This window comes from Alistipes sp. D31t1_170403_E11, assembly GCF_015553985.1.
Classification (GTDB): domain Bacteria; phylum Bacteroidota; class Bacteroidia; order Bacteroidales; family Rikenellaceae; genus Alistipes; species Alistipes montrealensis.
In genome coordinates this window covers 89,653-107,824 of the sequence record NZ_JADNHQ010000007.1, presented here as the reverse complement: position 1 = coordinate 107,824, position 18,172 = coordinate 89,653, and the positions used below count along the sequence as shown (strand labels likewise).

Here is an 18,172-nt window from a genome sequence, read left to right as displayed (position 1 = left end):
CCGCTTTTTAAAAATGAAAAAAACAGTCTTTCTCAGCTTATTGGGCCTTTTGTTTGCATCGTCTGCACCCGCACAACACTGGTCGCTGACCTGGAAAAAAATGCAGATGGTCTCGCCCCGGCTCGAACAGATCGGATCGGTAACGACCGCTGCTTCGCGTGAACTTGCCAACCCGGCTTGGTCGGTAGGGTGTGAAACCCTCGACCGGGAGTATGCCGAATTTGCAGCCTACAAGCCCTATGTGGGCGAGCTGGGCGTGGGGGCTGCGCGCCTCCAGAGCGGTTGGGCGCGTTGCGAAAAACAGAAGGGCAAATACGAATTCGCCTGGCTCGACGAGGCCGTCGACGGCCTCGTCGAACAGGGCGTGAAGCCGTGGATGTGCCTTTCCTACGGCAATCCCCTCTACGGAGCCGCCAAGGGCCTCGGCTCGCGGATTTTCACCGACGAGGAGACCATGCGTGCGTGGGAAAAGTATGTTACGGCCGTCGTCCGCCGCTACAAAGGGCGCGTGGCCGAGTGGGAAGTGTGGAACGAGCCCAACCTGGGCAGCAACGCCAAGCATCCCGACGCTTATGCCGAACTGCTGGTCCGGACTGCCGAAGCCGTGCGCAAGGTCGACCCCGAAGCGGTGATCATCGGATTCGGGCTTTCGCGCATGCCGATTGACTTCACAAGGCGCGTACTGGATATGCTCCGCGAGCGGGGCAAGCTGGGACTGATCGACTACGTCAGTTTCCACCCCTATTATGAAAATCCCGACGACGCTACGCCCGGCATCGAGGCGCTGGCCGGACTCGTCGCTTCGTACGATCCGCGCATCCGCCTGTTCCAGGGCGAGAGCGGCTGTCCTTCGGTGCTCGAATGGGGCCATGCGCTGCGCTACCACGAGTGGAGCGAATACAGCCAGGCCAAATGGGACATGCGCCGCATGGCCAACGACTTTGCGCTGGGCCTCCGTTCGTCGATTTTCACCCTCGTCGACCTGCAATATCCCAACATGCAGCAATCGTTCGGACTGCTGCGCACGAATCTGCTCAAAGAGGTGGTTTACAAACGTCCTTCCTACCATGGCGTACAGCACATGGTCAACCTGCTGCACCGCGGCATGAAGCCGGCCGGGCGGCTGGAATACCGGGCCAATACGTCGCGGGAGATCGCTGTCGTGGGGATTGCCGGGGCCGAGGGGAAACTCGTCGGGGCCATGTACTGGTATTCCGACCGTATTCCGGCCGACGAACTGGCGTGGGACGAGGTCGAACTGGCCGTCAAGGGACTCTCGCTCTCCGATCCGGTGCTCGTCGAGCCGATTACGGGCCGCATCTATGCGCTTTCGCTGCCGCACGGCCACAGTATCGGCGGACAACTGAAACTGACGGGACTCCCCGTCTGGGACAGCCCGATGCTCGTTATGGAGCGCAGCGCCGTTCCGTTCCGTACTCCGGCTGTCGGGAAACAGGCCGCCGGAACGACCAATGACATGTTGTATTAACCTAACCCCTAACCAATGACAACTGCAACCGTCGGGAAGAAGAACCCGAAATACAAGTGGGAGGTGCTGGCCCTGCTGTGGGTCGCCTACCTGCTGAACCAGGCTGACAGGCAGGTCTTCAACGTGGTGCTTCCGCTCATCCGCGAGGACCTGGGCCTGAGCGACGTGGCCATCGGCTCCATCGCTACGGTTTTCAACCTTTTCTATGCCCTGCTGGTTCCCATCGGCGGACTGGTCGGCGACCGTTTCAGCCGCAAATGGATCGTTACGGGGAGTATCCTGTTCTGGAGCGTGGCCACGATGTTCACGGGGCTCTGCAACGGTTTCGTGATGCTCGTGCTGATGCGCAGCGTCGCCACGGGCGGCGGCGAGGCGTTCTTCGGCCCGGCCAACTATTCGCTCCTAGCCCAGTACCACGATAAGACGCGGGCTTTCGCCATGTCGGTCCACCAGACGGCCTACTACATCGGCATCATCATCAGCGGTTACGCCGCGGGATATATCGGACAGTTGTGGGGCTGGCGCAGCGCCTTCTACATCTTCGGCGCCATCGGCGTCGTGCACGGCATCGTCATGGCCGTGCGCCTGAAGGACAAGAAGGAGCCGGCCGCCGTCGCAGCCGCGGAGGCCGCCGAGCCCAAACCGCGCATCATGGAGGGGTTCCGCATGGTCTTCACCACGCCGACGGCCCTGATCCTCACGGTCTGTTTCGCGGGACTGATCTTCGTGCTGACGGGCTACCTCACGTGGATGCCGACCTACCTCTACGAAAACTTCGGCATGGACCTCGCAGGCGCCGGATTCCACTCGATGTTCTACACCCACCTGTTCGCCTTTATCGGCGTGCTGCTGGCCGGACGCCTCTCGGACAAACTGGGCAGCCTGCATCCCGCGTGGCGCATGGCCATGCAGGGCTTCGGCTTGCTGGCCGCCGTGCCGTTCATCGTCCTGATGGGCAATTCCGCCGCGCTGTGGATGATCTATATCGGGTTCGCCGGCTTCGGGTTCGCCCGCGCATTCTTCGACGCCAACACCTACACGGTACTCTACGACGTTATTCCGCCCCGTTACCACTCTTCAGCTTCGGGCGTGATGATCATGACCGGCTTCGCCATCGGAGCGCTCGCTCCCCTGGTGCTGGGTATGGTGAAGCAGGCCGCCGGACTGTCGTTCGGCATCTCGATGCTGGCTGTCGTGTGGCTCGTGTGCGGCGTGATCATGCTGCTGGGCGCCAAATATTTCTACATGAAGGACTATAACAAAATCAGACATGAATAGTAACCTGAAAACCAGAAAAGCGAAGGCAGGTTTGCTGCTGATCGCGTCGCCGCGCTTCAAGATGCTGGGCGAAGGATTGAAACGAGGCACTTACGCCGAGCGCAAGGATGCCGATGTGAAAAAAATACTCGGGACGATGGATTTCCTCGATGTCGTATTCCCCGGAATCGTCTACGACAAGCAGGAGGCCATGGACGCCATGGACCATTTTTACATGGAGAAGGTCGATTTCGTGATCGCCGAGTTCCTCTCCTGGTCCGAGGATTTTGCGTGGATTCGTTTCCTGCGGGACATGCCCGATGTGCCGATCCTCTTTGTCAACGTCGCCAAAGACCACGTTTCGTTCAAGGATACGCTCGACGAAGATGACTTTATCGACTACCTCTGCGCCGGCACGCTCGTCGGTTCGCTCGAAGCCTCGGGGTCGGTTCCCCGTACCGGGCGCAAACACGTGAAGGTCGTGATGGGTTCGCGTGAGGAGGTCACCGAACAGGTTCGCCTCTTCGCTTCGGCGGCCCGTGCCCGCGCCATCCTCCGCCAGTCGAACGTGGGCCTTTTGGCCAACTACAACGAGGCCATGTGGTCCACCTACATCGACCCCTACGACCTGTTCACCAAACTGGGCCCCGAAATCCGTTTCCTGCCCTATTCGGTCTACGGCGATGTGATCGACGCGGTGAGCGACAAGGAGCTGAAGGCCTACTGCGACGAACTGACTTCCCGCTACAAGATGATGGACGACGTGGCGCGCGACAAGTTCGAAGCCTCGGTACGCGCTTCGATCGGCCTCCAGAAGATGGCCCAATCTTCGGACATCGACGTGATGGTATTCAACGACATCGACCGGGCCATGTTCGAACTGGTAGGCCTGCGCGCCGGATTCTACCACCCGTGGTTCAACGACAACTGCTCGGTGCTGGTTCCCGAAGCCGACATCGGCGCGGGCCTCGTCACCTACCTGCTGAAACTGATTTCGGGTAAGAACGTCAACTTCCTCGAACCTTTCCATATCGAGTCCGACTACGGCACTTTCGCGGGCGGCCATGCAGGTCCCAACGACCACAACGACCCCGCCTGGCAGCAAAACGTCGTCATCGCCCGCGACGTACGTTTCGCCAAGACTTCGTACAAGTATGCCGGGGCGCCGTTCGCCTGGTACCGCATCTCTCCGGGCCGCAAGACCATGGCCCAGTTGGTCGAGTGCGACGGCCGCTATAAACTGGTCGCCACGCTGGTCGATTCGCTCGAAGGCGACCATATCCTGGCTACCTATTCGCACAGCATCTTCCGTCCGGTGGTTCCCGTCGAGCGGCTCTTCGAGGAGATACTGAAGATCGGGACCACGCAGCACTTCGCCATCGTCGACGGCGACTACCTGCGCGAACTGGGCATGTTGTCCGAGATCATGGACTTCGAATATCACGAAATAAGCTAATTAACCCTATAAAAATGTATTTGTCATGAGTTTCATGTACAACCCCTTCCCGTATGACGACCCGCGTGCCGTCAACCGTCCGCAACTTCCGAAAAAAGCCGTCGAGGCGGTCGTCGCGGGAACCCCGAAAGCCGCTTCGGCATTGGCTGCCGATGTCATGGGGCGGCTCGGCGCCGCACCCGGAAAGAATGTCGTCGTGGCATTCGACGGCTATGCTACCGCCGACTGGACGCGCATGGTCAACCTGCTTTCGCAGCAACTCATCGGAAAAGGCGTCGAAGTCGAGGCTTTCCCGTTTGCCGAGGTGCTCAAATCGGAGCAGGAAATTGCCGATATGATCAATCCCAATCTGGAGTGGGACACCCGCAAAGACCCTTCGCTGCTGTTCGGCCGGCTGATTAAGCGCAGTTTCGAAGATTTCTTCGATACCCGGAAGTTTGCCGCGTTCAAGTCCCGGCTCGAGGAGCTGAAAGCGCCCGCGGCGAAAGGCCGCGTGCTGATCGTCTTCGGAAACGGATGCCTGACCAAGGAACTGCTCGGCCTGTACGATGTGAAGTGCTACTTCGACGTAACCCCCAAGGAGTCGATCCTGCGTATCCGCCGCGGACAGTATGCCAATATGGGCGACAAGGTCGCACGCCCGGCCAATCAGGTGATCCGCCGCTGCTACTATGCCGACTTCGAAATCGGCGTTCACCACCGCGGCGAGTTGCTGCGCGGCGCGCTGATTGATTACTACATGGCGTCGGACAAGCCCGAAAACATCCAGATGATCCCGATGGCTGCGCTGACCGAGATATTCAGGTCGCTGGCGTCCTATCCGTTCCGGTGCAAGCCGGTCTACCTGGAAGGCGTCTGGGGCGGAACCTACGTCAAGAAGCTCCGCAACCTGCCCGACTCGATGCGCAACTGCGCCTGGGTATTCGACCTGATTCCGATGGAGGTGTCGATCGTCGTGGAGGTGGGCGGCGAAAAGATCGACTTCCCCTACTTCTCGTTCGTACAGAAGGAGGGCCATGCCATCATGGGCGACAAGTGCGTCGAGAAGTTCGGCGGTTACTTCCCTGTCCGTTTCAACTACGACGACACCTACCACAGCAACGGCAACATGTCGATCCAGGTGCATTCGGGAGCCAAGTACAACGAAGAGAATTTCGGAGAGCTGGGGCGTCAGGATGAGAGCTACTACGTCATTGTGGCGGCTCACGACGCCAAGACCTTCGTCGGGTTCCGCGACGATGCCGATACGGACCAGTTTATCCGGGACATCAAGCTGGCCGATACGGAGCATAAGCCTGTCGACTACCTGAAATACGTCCACTACGAGGAGTCGAAACCCGGCCTCCAGGTGATGCTTCCCGCCGGTACGATCCACTCTTCGGGCCGCAACCAGGTGATCCTGGAGATCGGCAGCCTCACGATCGGGTCGTACACCTACAAACTCTACGACTACCTGCGCGCCGACCTCGACGGCAAACCCCGTCCCATCCACACGTGGCACGGCGAGCGCACGCTCAACTACGACTGCCGTACGAGCTGGCTGCGGGGCAATATCGTTCAGCAGCCCCGCGTCGTGCGCCAGGGCGAAGGCTGGGCCGAGAAGATCGTGGGCGAGTGCGATATGCTCTACTTCTCACTGCGCCGCCTGGAGTTCGAGAAGTCGATTGAGGACAATACCAACGGCAAGTTCCACGTGTTGGTGCTGGTCGACGGCGAGCGCGTGCGCATCCGCTCCGTCGATGAGCCCGAACGCTTCTTCGACGCCGAGTATATGGATATGGTCGTGGTTCCCGCGGACATGGGGCGTTACGTGATCGAGAACCTGCGCACGGAGCCGATCTGTGTCCACAAGACGATGCTTAAGGATGGATTTGAAAACGAATAGCTGCCGGCTGCTGTTCGATGTCGGGGGAACGTTCCTCAAAGCTGTCGCAGCGGATTCCGCCGGGGGACTGATCCCCGGGTCGGAGTTCTCCTGCCCGATGCCTTCGGACGGCACGCGCGAAGCGATTACGGGAGCTCTGGCCGCTTCGGTGGCCCGGGGAGCCGCCTTCGCCGCGCGCAACGGGCTCGTGCTGGCGGGCATCGGCATCGCCTTTCCCGGGCCGTTCGACTATGCCAACGGCATCCCCCGCATGGAGCATAAGTTTCGGAGTATTTACGGGCTTTCGCTTGCCGATTTGCTGCACGGGCTTCCGGAGACGGGACCCGGCATGCCGGTCCGCTTTATGCACGATGTCAATGCGGCGATGCTGGGCGAGATGACCTGGGGCAGTGCCCGGGATGCGGCAAACGCCGCGCTCGTGACGCTCGGGACCGGACTCGGCTTTGCCTGCTGCCTCGGGCGCGAAGTGCAGTATTCACCCACGGGGTCGCCGCGGCTGGCGATTTACAACTGTCCCTACCGCGACGGCATCCTCGAAGACTATGTCTCGAAGCGGGGTTTCCTGCGCATCTACGCCGAACTCGCAGGTTCTGCGGACCCGGCGCTGACGGTGGCCGACCTGGGCCGCATGGCCTCCGAAGGGGACCCTGCGGCGAAAGCGACCTTCGCCGAAGCGGGCCGTATCCTCGCCGGAGGCATCCGCGGCCTGCTCGAAGAACAGAAGATCGAATGCCTGTTGATGGGCGGCCAGATTTCGCGTTCGTTCGCCCTGCTGGAACCTGCGCTCCGCGAGGGGTTGCAGGGAGTCGGGAGCCTTCGGACGATTGCTCCTGCGGCGCATATCGGGCATGCGGCGTTCTACGGGCTGCTGGCACAACTCGATGCCGACCGGTAAAGTTTGCGTCGAACCGACCGATTTCGTATATTTGTCAGGAGAGGCGTAGCCTCTCCTGTTTTTGAATGCAAAAACATATGACCGACAAACATCGCAGATTCCTGCGCGCCGTGCGCGCTTTCATACCCCGTGAGCGGGTTTATACGGACTACCTGCGCCGCCTGGCGTGGGGAACCGACGCCGGGTTTTACCGTCTTGTCCCGCAGATCGTCGTGCGCGTTGCCGACGAGCGGGAGGTCGTCCGCCTTATGCAGGCGGCGGGTGAGTCGGGCGTGCCGCTGACGTTCCGCGCCGCGGGAACGAGCCTTTCGGGGCAGGCCGTCAGCGATTCGGTGCTCGTTGTGGCGGGTAAACACTGGGAGGGTTGCGAGGTCCTCGACGGCGGCCGTGCCGTGCGGCTCCAGCCCGGCGTCGTGGGTGCACGGGTCAACGAGGTGCTCAAACCCTACGGGTATCGCTTTTCGCCCGACCCCGCTTCGATCAAAAGCGCGATGGTGGGCGGTATCGTGATGAACAACGCCTCGGGTATGAACTGCGGAACCCATGCCAACAGCGACAGGGTGCTGCTCTCGGCGCGTCTGGTGCTGGCCGACGGCACGCTGCTCGACACGGGCGACGATGCGAGCCGCCGGGCCTTTTCGCAGAGCCACGGCGGATTCCTCCGCGCCGTCGAAGCGCTGCGCGGCCGGGTTCGCGGCAACAAGTCCCTGACGGAGCGCATCCTGCATAAATATTCGATCAAGAACGTCATGGGGCTCAACCTGCTGCCGCTGGTGCGTTTCGACGATCCGTTCGACATCATCGCCCATCTTCTGGTCGGCTCCGAGGGAACGCTGGCGTTTCTGGCCGGGGTCACGATGCGCACCGAGCGCGAATACGAACACAAGGCCAGCGCAATGGTCTATTTCAGCGACATCGGCGAGGCGAGCCGCGCCGTCGTGGAGATGAACAAATTGCAGGACGCCGCCGGGGAGCGGATCGTGCATAGCGCCGAGATGCTCGACCGCAAATCGCTGGCTTCGGTCGGCGACACGACGGGGGAGGGTCTTACGGCCGTGCTGACCGAGACCAAGGCGCACACGGCGGATGAGCTGGCCGCCAACGTGGCCCGGATCGAAGCGTTGCTGGGGCGGTTTGCACTTTATGTTCCCGCGCGGTTTACCGGCGATCCCGCCGAGCAGGCGAAGTACTGGGCCGTTCGGTCGGGTATTTTTCCCGCGGTGGGCGGCGGCCGCCGCCCCGGGACTACCTGCCTGATCGAGGATGTGGCGTTCCACATCGAAGACCTGCCCCGGGCCACCGCCGAACTGCAGGCGCTGATCGCCCGCCACGGTTACGACGACGCCTGTATCTACGGGCATGCGCTCGAAGGCAACTACCATTTCATTATCAACCAGTCGTTTTCGGATCCGGCCGAGGCGGCGCGCTACGAAGCGCTGATGGACGACGTGGTGGAACTGGTCGTCGGCAAATACGACGGCTCGCTCAAGGCCGAGCACGGCACGGGCCGCAACATGGCGCCTTTCGTGCGCCGGGAGTGGGGTGACGATGCGTTTGCTGTGATGCGGGCTGTCAAGGAACTGTTCGACCCGGCGGGAGTGCTGAACCCCGGGGTGATTTTCAACGACGATCCCCGTTGCCACCTCTCCCACTTCAAACCCCTGCCGCTGACCGATCCGCTGGTCGACCGCTGTATCGAGTGCGGTTTCTGCGAAGTAAACTGCCTGACGTGCGGGCTGACGCTCTCGTCGCGCCAGCGCATTGTCGTGCGCCGGGAGATCGCCCGGCTGAAAGCCTCCGGCGAGAACCCGCGCCGGCTGAAGGAACTCGAACGCGGCTACCGTTACCCCGGCGAGCAGACCTGTGCCGGGGACGGGCTTTGCTCGACGAGTTGTCCGGTGGGGATCAATACAGGGGAACTGACACATGCGCTGCGCGCGCTCCGGATGCCGCCCGGCAGTGCCGGCCATGCCGCAGGGGAATTTGCAGCCCGCCATTTCGCGGGATTGAAAGACACCCTGCGCCCTGTGCTGACGATGGCCGATGCGACGCACCGGGTGCTCGGAACGCCGGCGATGACGGCCGTGGCGAAGGGGTTGCATGCGCTGGGGATACCCCGATGGCTCGCCTCGATGCCGCGGGCGTACCGCATTACCGGTGTGTTGAAAACCGCTCCGGTGCAGGAGTCCGATAAGGTCGTCTATTTCCCGAGTTGCATTAACCAGACGATGGGCCTGCCCCGCGAGACGCCGGTTGCGGAGCCGCTGGCTGAAAAAATGGCCGCCCTGCTCCGGAAAGCGGGCTATGAGGTGATTTTCCCGGAAAATATGGAGCGTCTTTGCTGCGGAACGATCTGGGAGAGCAAAGGCATGGCCGACATTGCCGACCGCAAGACGGCGGAGTTGGAGGAGGCGCTGTGGCGTGCGAGCGAAGGAGGCCGCTGGCCCGTATTGTGCGACCAGAGCCCCTGTCTGCACCGCATGCGCGAGAAGATCGGGCGCATGAAATTGTACGAGCCGGCGGAGTTTATCTGGACTTTTCTGCGGGAGCGGCTGGAGTTCCGGCCCCAGCCCGGGCCTGTCGCCGTACACGTTACCTGCTCGATGCGGCGCATGGGGCTGGCCGGGGTGATCGTCTCGTTGGCGCAGTTGTGCGCCCGCGAGGTGGTTATTCCCGAGGAGGTGGGGTGTTGCGGATTTGCCGGCGACCGCGGATTCACGCACCCCGAGGTGAACGCCTATGCTCTGCGCAAACTGCGGCCCGTCGTCGAACGCGCAGGCGTCCGTGTCGGGTATTCAAACAGCCGCACGTGTGAAATCGGGCTCACGGCCCATGCCGGCGTGCCTTATGTCTCGATCGTCTACCTGGTGGACGCCTGTACAGTGGCGAAACGATAAGAAAACCCCGGTCGGAAGACCGGGGTTTTCTTATCCCAGCAGTTCGTAGTCGATGTGCCACACGCCCGTCTCGCCGGGAAAGACCCGGAACGGGGTGTAGGGTTCGAGGCACGCAACTGTCGGGCAGGCCCAGAGGACCATGTGCGACAGTTGCCCGCTGCCCGAGGCCTGGATGCCTGCTCCCGTCGCGAGGTTGCGGAGGCTGAATCCATACTCCCGGGTCGCGGGGTCCTGGCTGTGGAGGTCACCCATGAAGACCGACTCGCCCGTACGCAGGTTGCGCCTGAAGACGACTCCGTCGGGCGTCAGCGCCACGCTGTCGTACGCCTCGCGCCACGTGCCTTCGGGCTCGAACGGGAAGTGGATCGACGTGTCGGGACCCGTGGCCATGCGGTCGAGCGTGAAGAAATTATGGTTGTAGACGTAACCCGTGAGCGGTGCGGGACCGAGGTTCTTGAGCGTGTATTCGAGCCGCAGGCCCGGGGCGTCGGTCAGTACCAGGGTTTTGCGGTAGTCGTAGCCATAGTAGTCGTTAAGCATCCGGTGGCGGAACTCGACGCGGTCGCGGCCCGCGATCAGGTCGCGGATGCCGGGATCGACGATTTCGTAGAGCCGGAACCGGTCGTAGGGCTGGTCGTAGGGCTTGCGGAGCGTGCCGACCCCGATTTTGAGGAACTCCTCTCCGGGGCGCGCCTGCTCGTAGCCGATCTGGGTGAACTCGTCGGCCGGGCCCGTGAGTCCGTCGTGCCGCAGGGGATCGTGCCGGGACTGCCATTCGGAGACGTAGCGGTGTCCCCGGCTGCGCAGGTCGCGCACGATGCCGCTCCAGTCGAAGCGTGTGCCCCGGTAGTAGCCGCATTCGGTGTCGGGCAGGCAGATCTGGGCCGAAACATGGCGGTTGGTGATGCGCAGGACGGGAAATTCCGACGCCCGGGCGCCGGAATTTCCGATCGGTGCGCCTGTTTGCAGCGCACGCATGTTATTTTGTTTTTTCGTAAACCAATACGGCAAGGTCATACTGCCCCAGCGTTACCTCGCGGCCGTCGGCCGACACCCGGGCGTCGCCCAGCGTCGAAGACTCCACGAACCGGTAGCCCGGAACCTCGATCGCGCCCTTTGCGGCTTCGCCCTGCTGTGTCCGCGTGGCCACGATGGCCATGCCGTCACCGTTGACGTAGGCGCGGGCCTCGATGCCGGGGTTCGACAGGGCGAATCCCTCCGTGTCGCGGTAGGTTCCGGCCAGTAGCAGGTCGGCGTAGCGGCCCTTGATAGCGTTCGCTTTGGCCAGATAAGCCTGGTAGTGCGGCGTCTTGTCGATCAAATCGCGGCAGCGGTAGATTTCGATGTCGTTGCGCAGGCCCTTCAGCAGCGTGTTGTTCACACGGCGTTCGATGTCGGTGTCGTCGCGCACTTCGCGGTCGGAGATGATGATCTCGGGGAATGTGTAGCGGAACCAGTCGATAAAGCTGTTCGGTCCGGCGGTGGTCTGGTAGATGTGGATGTAGTCGCAGTACTGCGCCGTAACGTCGGTCAGCCACTCCGTGCCGAGTGCGAACTCGGGGTCGAAGCTGACGTTGCGGTCGCGGACCAGCTTCAGCACTTCGGCCTTGTCGGCGATAACGTGCATGTTGGGCACGGGAAATTCCCGGCTCAGGTCCCAGTTGGTGGCGCGTTCGCCGTATCCTAACTGGTCGTAGAAGACGCTGTTGGCGCCGTATTCGCGGGCACGGTCGGCCCAGTCGAGCAACATCTTGCGCCAGATCGGCGCGCGCGTGTCGGCCACGACGAACGTGCGGGCGTTGTAGTCGCCCAGGAACGTGCCCTGTCCCGTGAATTTATACTGCTCGAAAAGCTCGGCGCCCGTATTGTCGCGGTAGCAGATTTCCTTGCCCGGGCCGTTTTTGTAGAACTCGCTCTCGCGGTCGATCAGTTTGCCGTTGAAGTAGAGCAGGACCTTGCCGCCGTCTTTCTTGTAGTCGGCGATGGCCTTCTTCCAGCCCGCGTCGCCGCCCTGGGCGGGATCGGCGTTGTAGTGGGGATTTCCGTGGTCCATGCCCGTTTCCCACCATCCGAACGTGAAGACGGCATCGGCTCCGACGCTCTCGCCGACGCTCTTGATGCGGCCCGGCAGGTCGGTGTATTTGAAAAGCAGTTCGCCGTATTGGTGGCGGAAGATGATCCGCTGCCAACTGCGCATGTGTTTGACCCACATCGGCGCGTCGCGGTGGTCCCACCACGTGTCGGCCCAGCGGCGGTAAAGTTTCGACGTTTCGTGCCACGTGCCCGAGTAAGGGGCTATCACGTTGGCGTCGCACGTCCACGTCTCACCGGCGAAGCACTGCGGGAACTTGTAGAAACCCGATTCCAGCCGTGTGAAATTGCCTTCGGCGTCGGGGTAGAGGCGAAGCCCGTGGTTCGTGTCCTGGAACGTGGTGTCGTGGCTGCCGAAGTAGAGACCCTCCTTTTCGCCGACGTAGGCGAAGCAGTTGGAGGCCATGCAGCCGCCCGAACCGGCCGTAACGGTGCGCATGGGGTATTTGGCGTCCATCTGGCGGAACTTCTGCGCCGGGGTCTTGTAGGGCGCAGTGTTGCTGTGGCGGAAGATCATCGCTTTGGGATCGTCGTAAAGCTGGCCCCCGGTGTGGGTGAGCAGCAGTTTGTGGTCCCCGGGAAGCGGCATGCTGCCCACGAGCGGGTAGTGCAGTTCGCGGACGATCGTGTGGGGTTCGTTGTTTTCGATCGTCGACGAGAAACGCACCTGGTCGCCTTCGAGCGTGATGCCGAGCGTGAGGCGCATGTCGAGGTCGACCTCTTTGTCGATGCTGAAGTCGTTGGCCTTCAGGTGGTCGTAGGTCAGCGTGATCGTGTCGCCCTTGCGGGTGATGCGGGGCGTCTGTTCGCCGGGCAGCACCTCGATCTCTTTGGCTTTCTGTGTGTCGTAATAGAGGCGCCAGAGGTAGTCGCCCCCGGCGTAGTCCTGCCCGGTTCGGAGGTTTTTGATGCTGGTCAGGCGGCCGTTGTCGTCGACCGTGACCTGTAGTTTGTCGTTGCGGAGCGTGTTCTCTTTCGGGGCTGCCCCGGCGGCCGGGAACAGCAGGATGCCCGTGCATGCGAGCAGAAATTTCACCATTTTATTCATAGTCTCTTCGTTGTATTGCGGCACGCGCGCCGGACGCCCTTTTTCGGACGCCCGGCGGGCCGTACCTGCGGGTTAATAACCCGGGTTGTTTTCCTTGATGTTCTTCATCACCTGCATCGTGGTGGTCGGGATGGGCCACAGGTAGCTCTTCGGGGCTACGAACTTACACTCTGCGAGGACCTGCGCGTAAATATTGCTGTTGAAAAAGTCGGTGGCGCCTTTGGCCACGGGAGCCATGAAATCGACGCATCCGTCTTCGTCGACCTGGGGCACGGCTCCGTGGAACCACATGCCGTTGTCGATATAGGCGCGCTGGAGGGTTTTGTCTTTCTTGGGCAGGCCGATCCAGGGGCGGTTGAGCACCTTTTCGGCGATGCGCCAGCGCCAGATGTCGTACAGGCGCAGGTTTTCGAAGGCGAACTCCATGCGGCGTTCGATGCGGAGGATCGAACGGAGCTTGTCCTGCGACCGCTCGGTGATGGCCGGGTAGTCGGAGGTGGCCGTCACGGCTGCTTTGTAGGCGCGGGCGCGGACCCGGTTCATGGCGTCGAGCACCGTGTCGTCGATCTCGTTCAGTTCGATCTTCGCCTCGGCGTACATCAGCAGCACGTCGGCATAGCGCAGGATGAGTTTGTCGTTCTCGGCTTCGAACGGAGCCAGCCAGTCGTCGTCGACGTGTTTCTTCAGCACGAGGCCGTTGTAGGAGGCGTATTGGTTCGAGTTTCCCGATATCAGGTAGGAACGTGAATCGTTGTTGGTCACCATGGTCCCTTCGCGGGAGTTGTATACCTCGGTGACATCGAAATGCGGATCGAAAATCACGCCTACGTGCTGCGTGCCGAACTCGACGATGGTGTAGGTGCAGCGCGGGTCGCGGTGCTCGAACGGTTTGTGGGGATCGTAGACCGTCGATTCGTCGATGGGCTTGCCCTGGTCGTCGAGGAATGCGCAGAGGAGATACCACGAAGGCAGGCAGGTCGTACAGGTCGGAGCGCCCGACAGGCGGGGGAGTTTGGCCCTTGTGGCTCCGCCGTAGAGGTACTGGTATTTCGATTCGTTCGACAGGGCCTTCGAGCGGGGAATGTTGAAGATGCCCTCGGGCGAATGTTTCGTCGACATGCGGAACAGTTGCCCGAAATCCGAATGAAGGGTGTAAACGCCCAGTTCCATGCAGTTCCAGGCGGCGTCGCGGGCCTCCTTGAAGAGCTTCTCGGCCTCCGCGGCGTCGGCGTCGCCGAACCCGTTGTTTTCGAGTGTGTCCCATTTGCGGATCGACGCGAAATAGAGGGCGAAGCGGGCTTTCATGCCGTAGGCTGCGCCGCGCGTGGCGCGCTCGATCTCACCGCCCGTGTAGGATACGGGCAGCAGGGGAGCAACGTCGTCGAACTCCTTGAGGATGTCGGGCAGGACGGTCCACATATCGGTGCGGGCCAGCAGGTAGGCGCTTTCGCGGCCCTGTTCGGAATCCATGTCCATATCTTCGGGAACCATGACGGGGTCGCCGAAGTGGATCATGATGCGGGCGTAGAAGCAGGCGCGGTAGAAGCGGGCGTTGGCCACGATACGCTCGTAGCGGTCCTCGTCCATCACTCCTTCGAGTTTCTTGATCTCGGTGAGAATTTTGTTGCAGCGGTTGATACCCGTGTAGGTGATGTCCCACATGCGGACCGAGAGCGGGAAGTCGGAGTTTACGCCGTCGATGAGGAAACGGCCCGGGGCGCTGCGGTTCTGTCCGTCGTCCGTCAGCATATCCAGTTCGGTCTGTTCGTTGGTCCCCCATTCGTTGCGCTCCATGGGCCAGTAGGTGTGGTGGAGCAGGGCGTTGAGGTTCAGCTCGAACTGCTCGGCCGTCTGATACCAGGAGCCGCTGGCTGCCTTGTCGTTGGGCGAAAGGTCCAGGTCGCTGCACGAAACCACAAGGCTTCCGGCCAGGGCGAATAATGCGATTTTAATGGTTTTCATATCTTTTCGTTCTTTGATACGACGTTAGAATTTAAGCTGTGCGGAGAAGAGCACCGATTTGGTGATGGGGTAGCCGGTAGTGCCGACCTCGGGGTCCCAGCCTTCGGGAAAGTGGCTGTGGGTGAAGAAGTCGGTGAGCGTCGCGGAGAGGCGCAGGCTCTTGACGTGGATTTTGCTCATCCATTTCTGGGGCAGGGTATAGCCCAGCGAGATGTTCTTCACGCGGAAGTACGAGCCGTCGAAGAGCCAGTAGTCGGAGATGGCGTAGTTGTTATTCGCGCTGTTCCACGAATAACGCGGGTATTTGGCGCGCTGGTTCTGTTCGATGGTGTTTTTACGGCTCCAGGAGTTCCCCCCCCCGATATAAGTCGCAAAGTTATACCACTGCGAGCGAAGCGGCTGGACCATCTCGTCCGTCAGGTAGGAGTTGCGCTTGCCGACGCCCTGGAACGTGAGGTTGAAGTCGATGCCGCGCCAGGCCAGGTCGATCGAACCGCCGTAGTTGAAGTGCGGGAGGGACGAGGCGAGCACCCGGCGGTCGTAGTTCGTCGTGATGAGCGGATTGTCCGGGTCGCCGTCGCCGAAGTTCCGGTAACGGATGTCGCCCGGAGAGACGTATTCACCCAAGGTTGCCGAATTCCTCACCTCTTCGGAACTCTGGTACAGTCCTTCGTTGACGTAGCCGTACCACGAATTGTATTCGACCCCTTCGCGGATGATCTTGCCGCCCGAGATAACCTCCTTGTTGCCGATGTAGCCCATCTTCGAAACGTCGTCCGAAAGGTTGAACGAGAGCCCGTAGCTGAAGTCGCCGATGTGGTCCCTCCAGCCGAGGGTGATCTCCCAGCCTTTGGTGTTCATGTCGCCGATGTTGTCATAGGGGTCCGAAAGTCCCATGATCGGGGCGATGGGGACTTGCAGGAGCATGTCGCGCGTCTTCTTGTAGTACCAGTCGGCCGTGACCGACAGGCGGTTGCGGAGCATCGAGAGGTCTACGCCTATATCGATGGTCGAGGTGGTCTCCCACGTGATGTCGGTAACGACGGCGGCGGCCTGCGCGTAACCCGACAGGGCCGTCAGCGTCGAGCCGTTGTAACCCACCACGTTGTTGTTGGCCAGCACGGCCTGGTAGGGATAGTAGCCCTTGATGCGCTCGTTGCCCAGTTCGCCGTAGGAGAGGCGCAGTTTACCGTGGTCGAGGACCTTGCGGGCGCCTTCCATGAATTTCTCCTCGGTGAAGACCCAGCCGGCCGACGCCGAGAGGAACGTACCCCAGCGGCAGTCGGGTGCGAAACGCGAGGAGCCGTCGCGGCGGATATTGCCCTGGATGTAGTATTTAGACCTGTAATTGTACATCAGTCGGGCGAAATAAGAGCGGCGTGCCAGCTCGTTGACATCCTTCGATTTGGCTGTAGTGCCGTCGGAGTTGCCGGCGTCCAGGTCGGGGATCAGCGAGTGGGAGAACGACGTATTCCCGGCCAGGATCGTTCCCTCCTGATACCAGTAGTTCTCGTAGCCGATCATGGCGCTGAGGTTGTGGTCCTGTCCGAAGGTGTGCTGGTAGTTGGCGTAGAACTGCGTGGTGTGGGCGAACGTGTCGCCGCGGCTCTCTTCGATCTCCGTGGTCAGGGCGTCGCTGATGTATTTCGAACTGGTGTCGCTCGCTTCCTGATAGCTGAAATAGGAGGTCTGGCGCTGGAAATCCTTGATTTTGGTGTAGGAAAACTGGGGCGAGAAGATACCCGTGACGGTCAGCCCCTTGACAGGAGTGATGTCCAACTGGAACTTGGCATTGGCCAGGTACTTGTCGGTGTCCTTCTCGCCGCCCGACATCAGGGCTGCATACTTGTTGACGCCGTCCTTGCCCGGGGCGTAGCGTCCGTCGCTCCAGACAGCCTGGTAGATGGGCGGAATGTAGCGCATGATGCTCGAGGGCGAAGCGTGGGGATTGACCTGGTCGGTGTAACGCAGCGAGATGTCGGCCGAAGCCTTCATCCACTTGAACACCTGCATGTCGTTGTTCAGACGGGCTGTGTAACGCTTCCACGAGAGGTTCTTGCGGAACAGGCCGTCGACGTCGTCGAAACCCAGACTCAGCACCGAGCTGCGTTTGTCGCCGCCCGACTGGATTGTCAGGCTGTGCGAATGACGCACGCCCACGTCTTTGAGCATCAGGTCCATCCAGTTTACATTGGCGTAGATGTCCGGATTCTCGCGGTTGAGCAGCGTGTAGTTCTCGATATAATCGCGGGAGTACTCCTGATACCAGCCTCCGGAAGGCATGTCGTTGTAGCGCAGTTCGTTGATCGCCGTCATGTAGTCGTTGGCGTTCATGTACTTGGGCTTTTGGGACTGAAAGTCGAGGCCGAGCGAATAATTATAGGTGACGCTCGCGCCCGATTTGCCGGCACGCTTGGTGGTGATGAGGATGACGCCCGCCGCTGCCTGCGATCCGTAGATCGACGCCGACGCCGCGTCCTTCAGCACCGTGATGTTCTCGATGTCGTTGGGGTTGACATCGTCGATCGAACCGGCAACGCCGTCGATCAGCACGTAGGGGTCGGATGCGCCTTCGGTCATCGACGTGATGCCGCGGATGCGGATCGTGGCCGAGCCGCCCGGCGCGGAGTTGGTCCGGGTGACCGTTACGCCCGGCATCGCGCCCTGGAGGGCCTGCGAGATGGTCGGGGTCTGCCGGTTGAGGATCGCTTCGCCGCCGACCGTCGAAAGTGCGCCCGTAAGGTCTTTTTTCCGGACTGTACCATATCCTACGACGACCACTTCATCCATTGCGGTACTCTCTTCCTGGAGCACGACCTCGAAGGTGGTTCGGTTGCCGATAGGGATTGTCTGGGATGTATAGCCCAGGTAGGAGATAACGATCGATGCGTCTGCGGCGGGCTTTTTAGCCATGCGCAGGGAGAAGTTGCCCTGGGCGTCGGTTGTCGCGCCCAGTTGGGTCCCCGAGACGATAACGGTGGCGCCGGGAACCGGCTCCCCTTTCTCGGTCTTTACGCTTCCCTGGAGGGTGAAGTTCTGGGCCGAAGCGTACGATGGCGAAAAAACGATCGCTGCCAGAAGCGCACAGAAAGCCATGATCATCCGAAAATCACACTTTCTTTGAAATTCATCGTAACTTTTTTTCATCTTTTTAGAATTAGTAGTATATTTGCGCAGTACACCACACCACAC

Annotated in this window: 10 protein-coding genes; 6 read left to right on the top strand and 4 right to left on the bottom strand. The window is 61.2% G+C overall.

Going from position 1 to position 18,172, the window contains the following annotated elements:
• Positions 1–13: 13 nt before the first annotated feature.
• The 6 genes from I2E69_RS12900 to I2E69_RS12875 all read left to right on the top strand — a co-directional run bounded on the left by I2E69_RS12900 (position 14) and on the right by I2E69_RS12875 (position 9,879).
• A complete protein-coding gene (locus tag I2E69_RS12900; RefSeq protein ID WP_195461636.1) occupies positions 14–1,489 on the top strand; it encodes a GH39 family glycosyl hydrolase in 1,476 nt (491 codons plus the stop codon).
• 15 nt (positions 1,490–1,504) lie between these two features.
• The gene (locus tag I2E69_RS12895; RefSeq protein ID WP_195461635.1) at positions 1,505–2,767 is read left to right on the top strand and encodes an MFS transporter; all 1,263 of its coding nucleotides are present in this window, start codon (positions 1,505–1,507) and stop codon (positions 2,765–2,767) included.
• A complete protein-coding gene (locus I2E69_RS12890) occupies positions 2,760–4,202 on the top strand; it encodes a hypothetical protein (RefSeq protein WP_195461634.1) in 1,443 nt (480 codons plus the stop codon). Before I2E69_RS12895 ends, I2E69_RS12890 begins: the two co-directional genes overlap by 8 nt.
• 25 nt (positions 4,203–4,227) lie before the next feature.
• A complete protein-coding gene (locus I2E69_RS12885; protein ID WP_229095516.1) occupies positions 4,228–6,087 on the top strand; it encodes a class I mannose-6-phosphate isomerase in 1,860 nt (619 codons plus the stop codon).
• Complete coding sequence (locus I2E69_RS12880) at positions 6,068–6,982, top strand: ROK family protein (RefSeq protein ID WP_195461633.1); 915 nt, start codon at positions 6,068–6,070, stop codon at positions 6,980–6,982. Before I2E69_RS12885 ends, I2E69_RS12880 begins: the two co-directional genes overlap by 20 nt.
• A gap of 65 nt (positions 6,983–7,047) precedes the next feature.
• Positions 7,048–9,879 carry an FAD-binding and (Fe-S)-binding domain-containing protein gene (locus I2E69_RS12875; protein ID WP_195461632.1) on the top strand — a complete coding sequence of 944 codons (2,832 nt, stop codon included), beginning with the start codon at positions 7,048–7,050 and terminating at the stop codon, positions 9,877–9,879.
• Between the two features lie 30 nt (positions 9,880–9,909).
• On the opposite strand, the gene I2E69_RS12870 is transcribed toward I2E69_RS12875, so the two are convergent.
• From I2E69_RS12870 to I2E69_RS12855, 4 genes are all read right to left on the bottom strand, one after another.
• Positions 9,910–10,857 (bottom strand): hypothetical protein, encoded by a 948-nt coding sequence (locus I2E69_RS12870; RefSeq protein ID WP_195461631.1) that lies wholly within the window; start codon positions 10,855–10,857, stop codon positions 9,910–9,912.
• Position 10,858: 1 nt separating this feature from the next.
• Positions 10,859–13,009: a DUF6259 domain-containing protein gene (locus I2E69_RS12865; RefSeq protein WP_229095514.1), complete on the bottom strand. Its 2,151-nt coding sequence runs from the start codon at positions 13,007–13,009 to the stop codon at positions 10,859–10,861.
• Between the two features lie 81 nt (positions 13,010–13,090).
• The gene (locus I2E69_RS12860) at positions 13,091–14,980 is read right to left on the bottom strand and encodes a RagB/SusD family nutrient uptake outer membrane protein (protein WP_195461629.1); all 1,890 of its coding nucleotides are present in this window, start codon (positions 14,978–14,980) and stop codon (positions 13,091–13,093) included.
• A gap of 24 nt (positions 14,981–15,004) precedes the next feature.
• Positions 15,005–18,127 carry a SusC/RagA family TonB-linked outer membrane protein gene (locus tag I2E69_RS12855; protein ID WP_229095513.1) on the bottom strand — a complete coding sequence of 1,041 codons (3,123 nt, stop codon included), beginning with the start codon at positions 18,125–18,127 and terminating at the stop codon, positions 15,005–15,007.
• Positions 18,128–18,172: the final 45 nt, after the last annotated feature.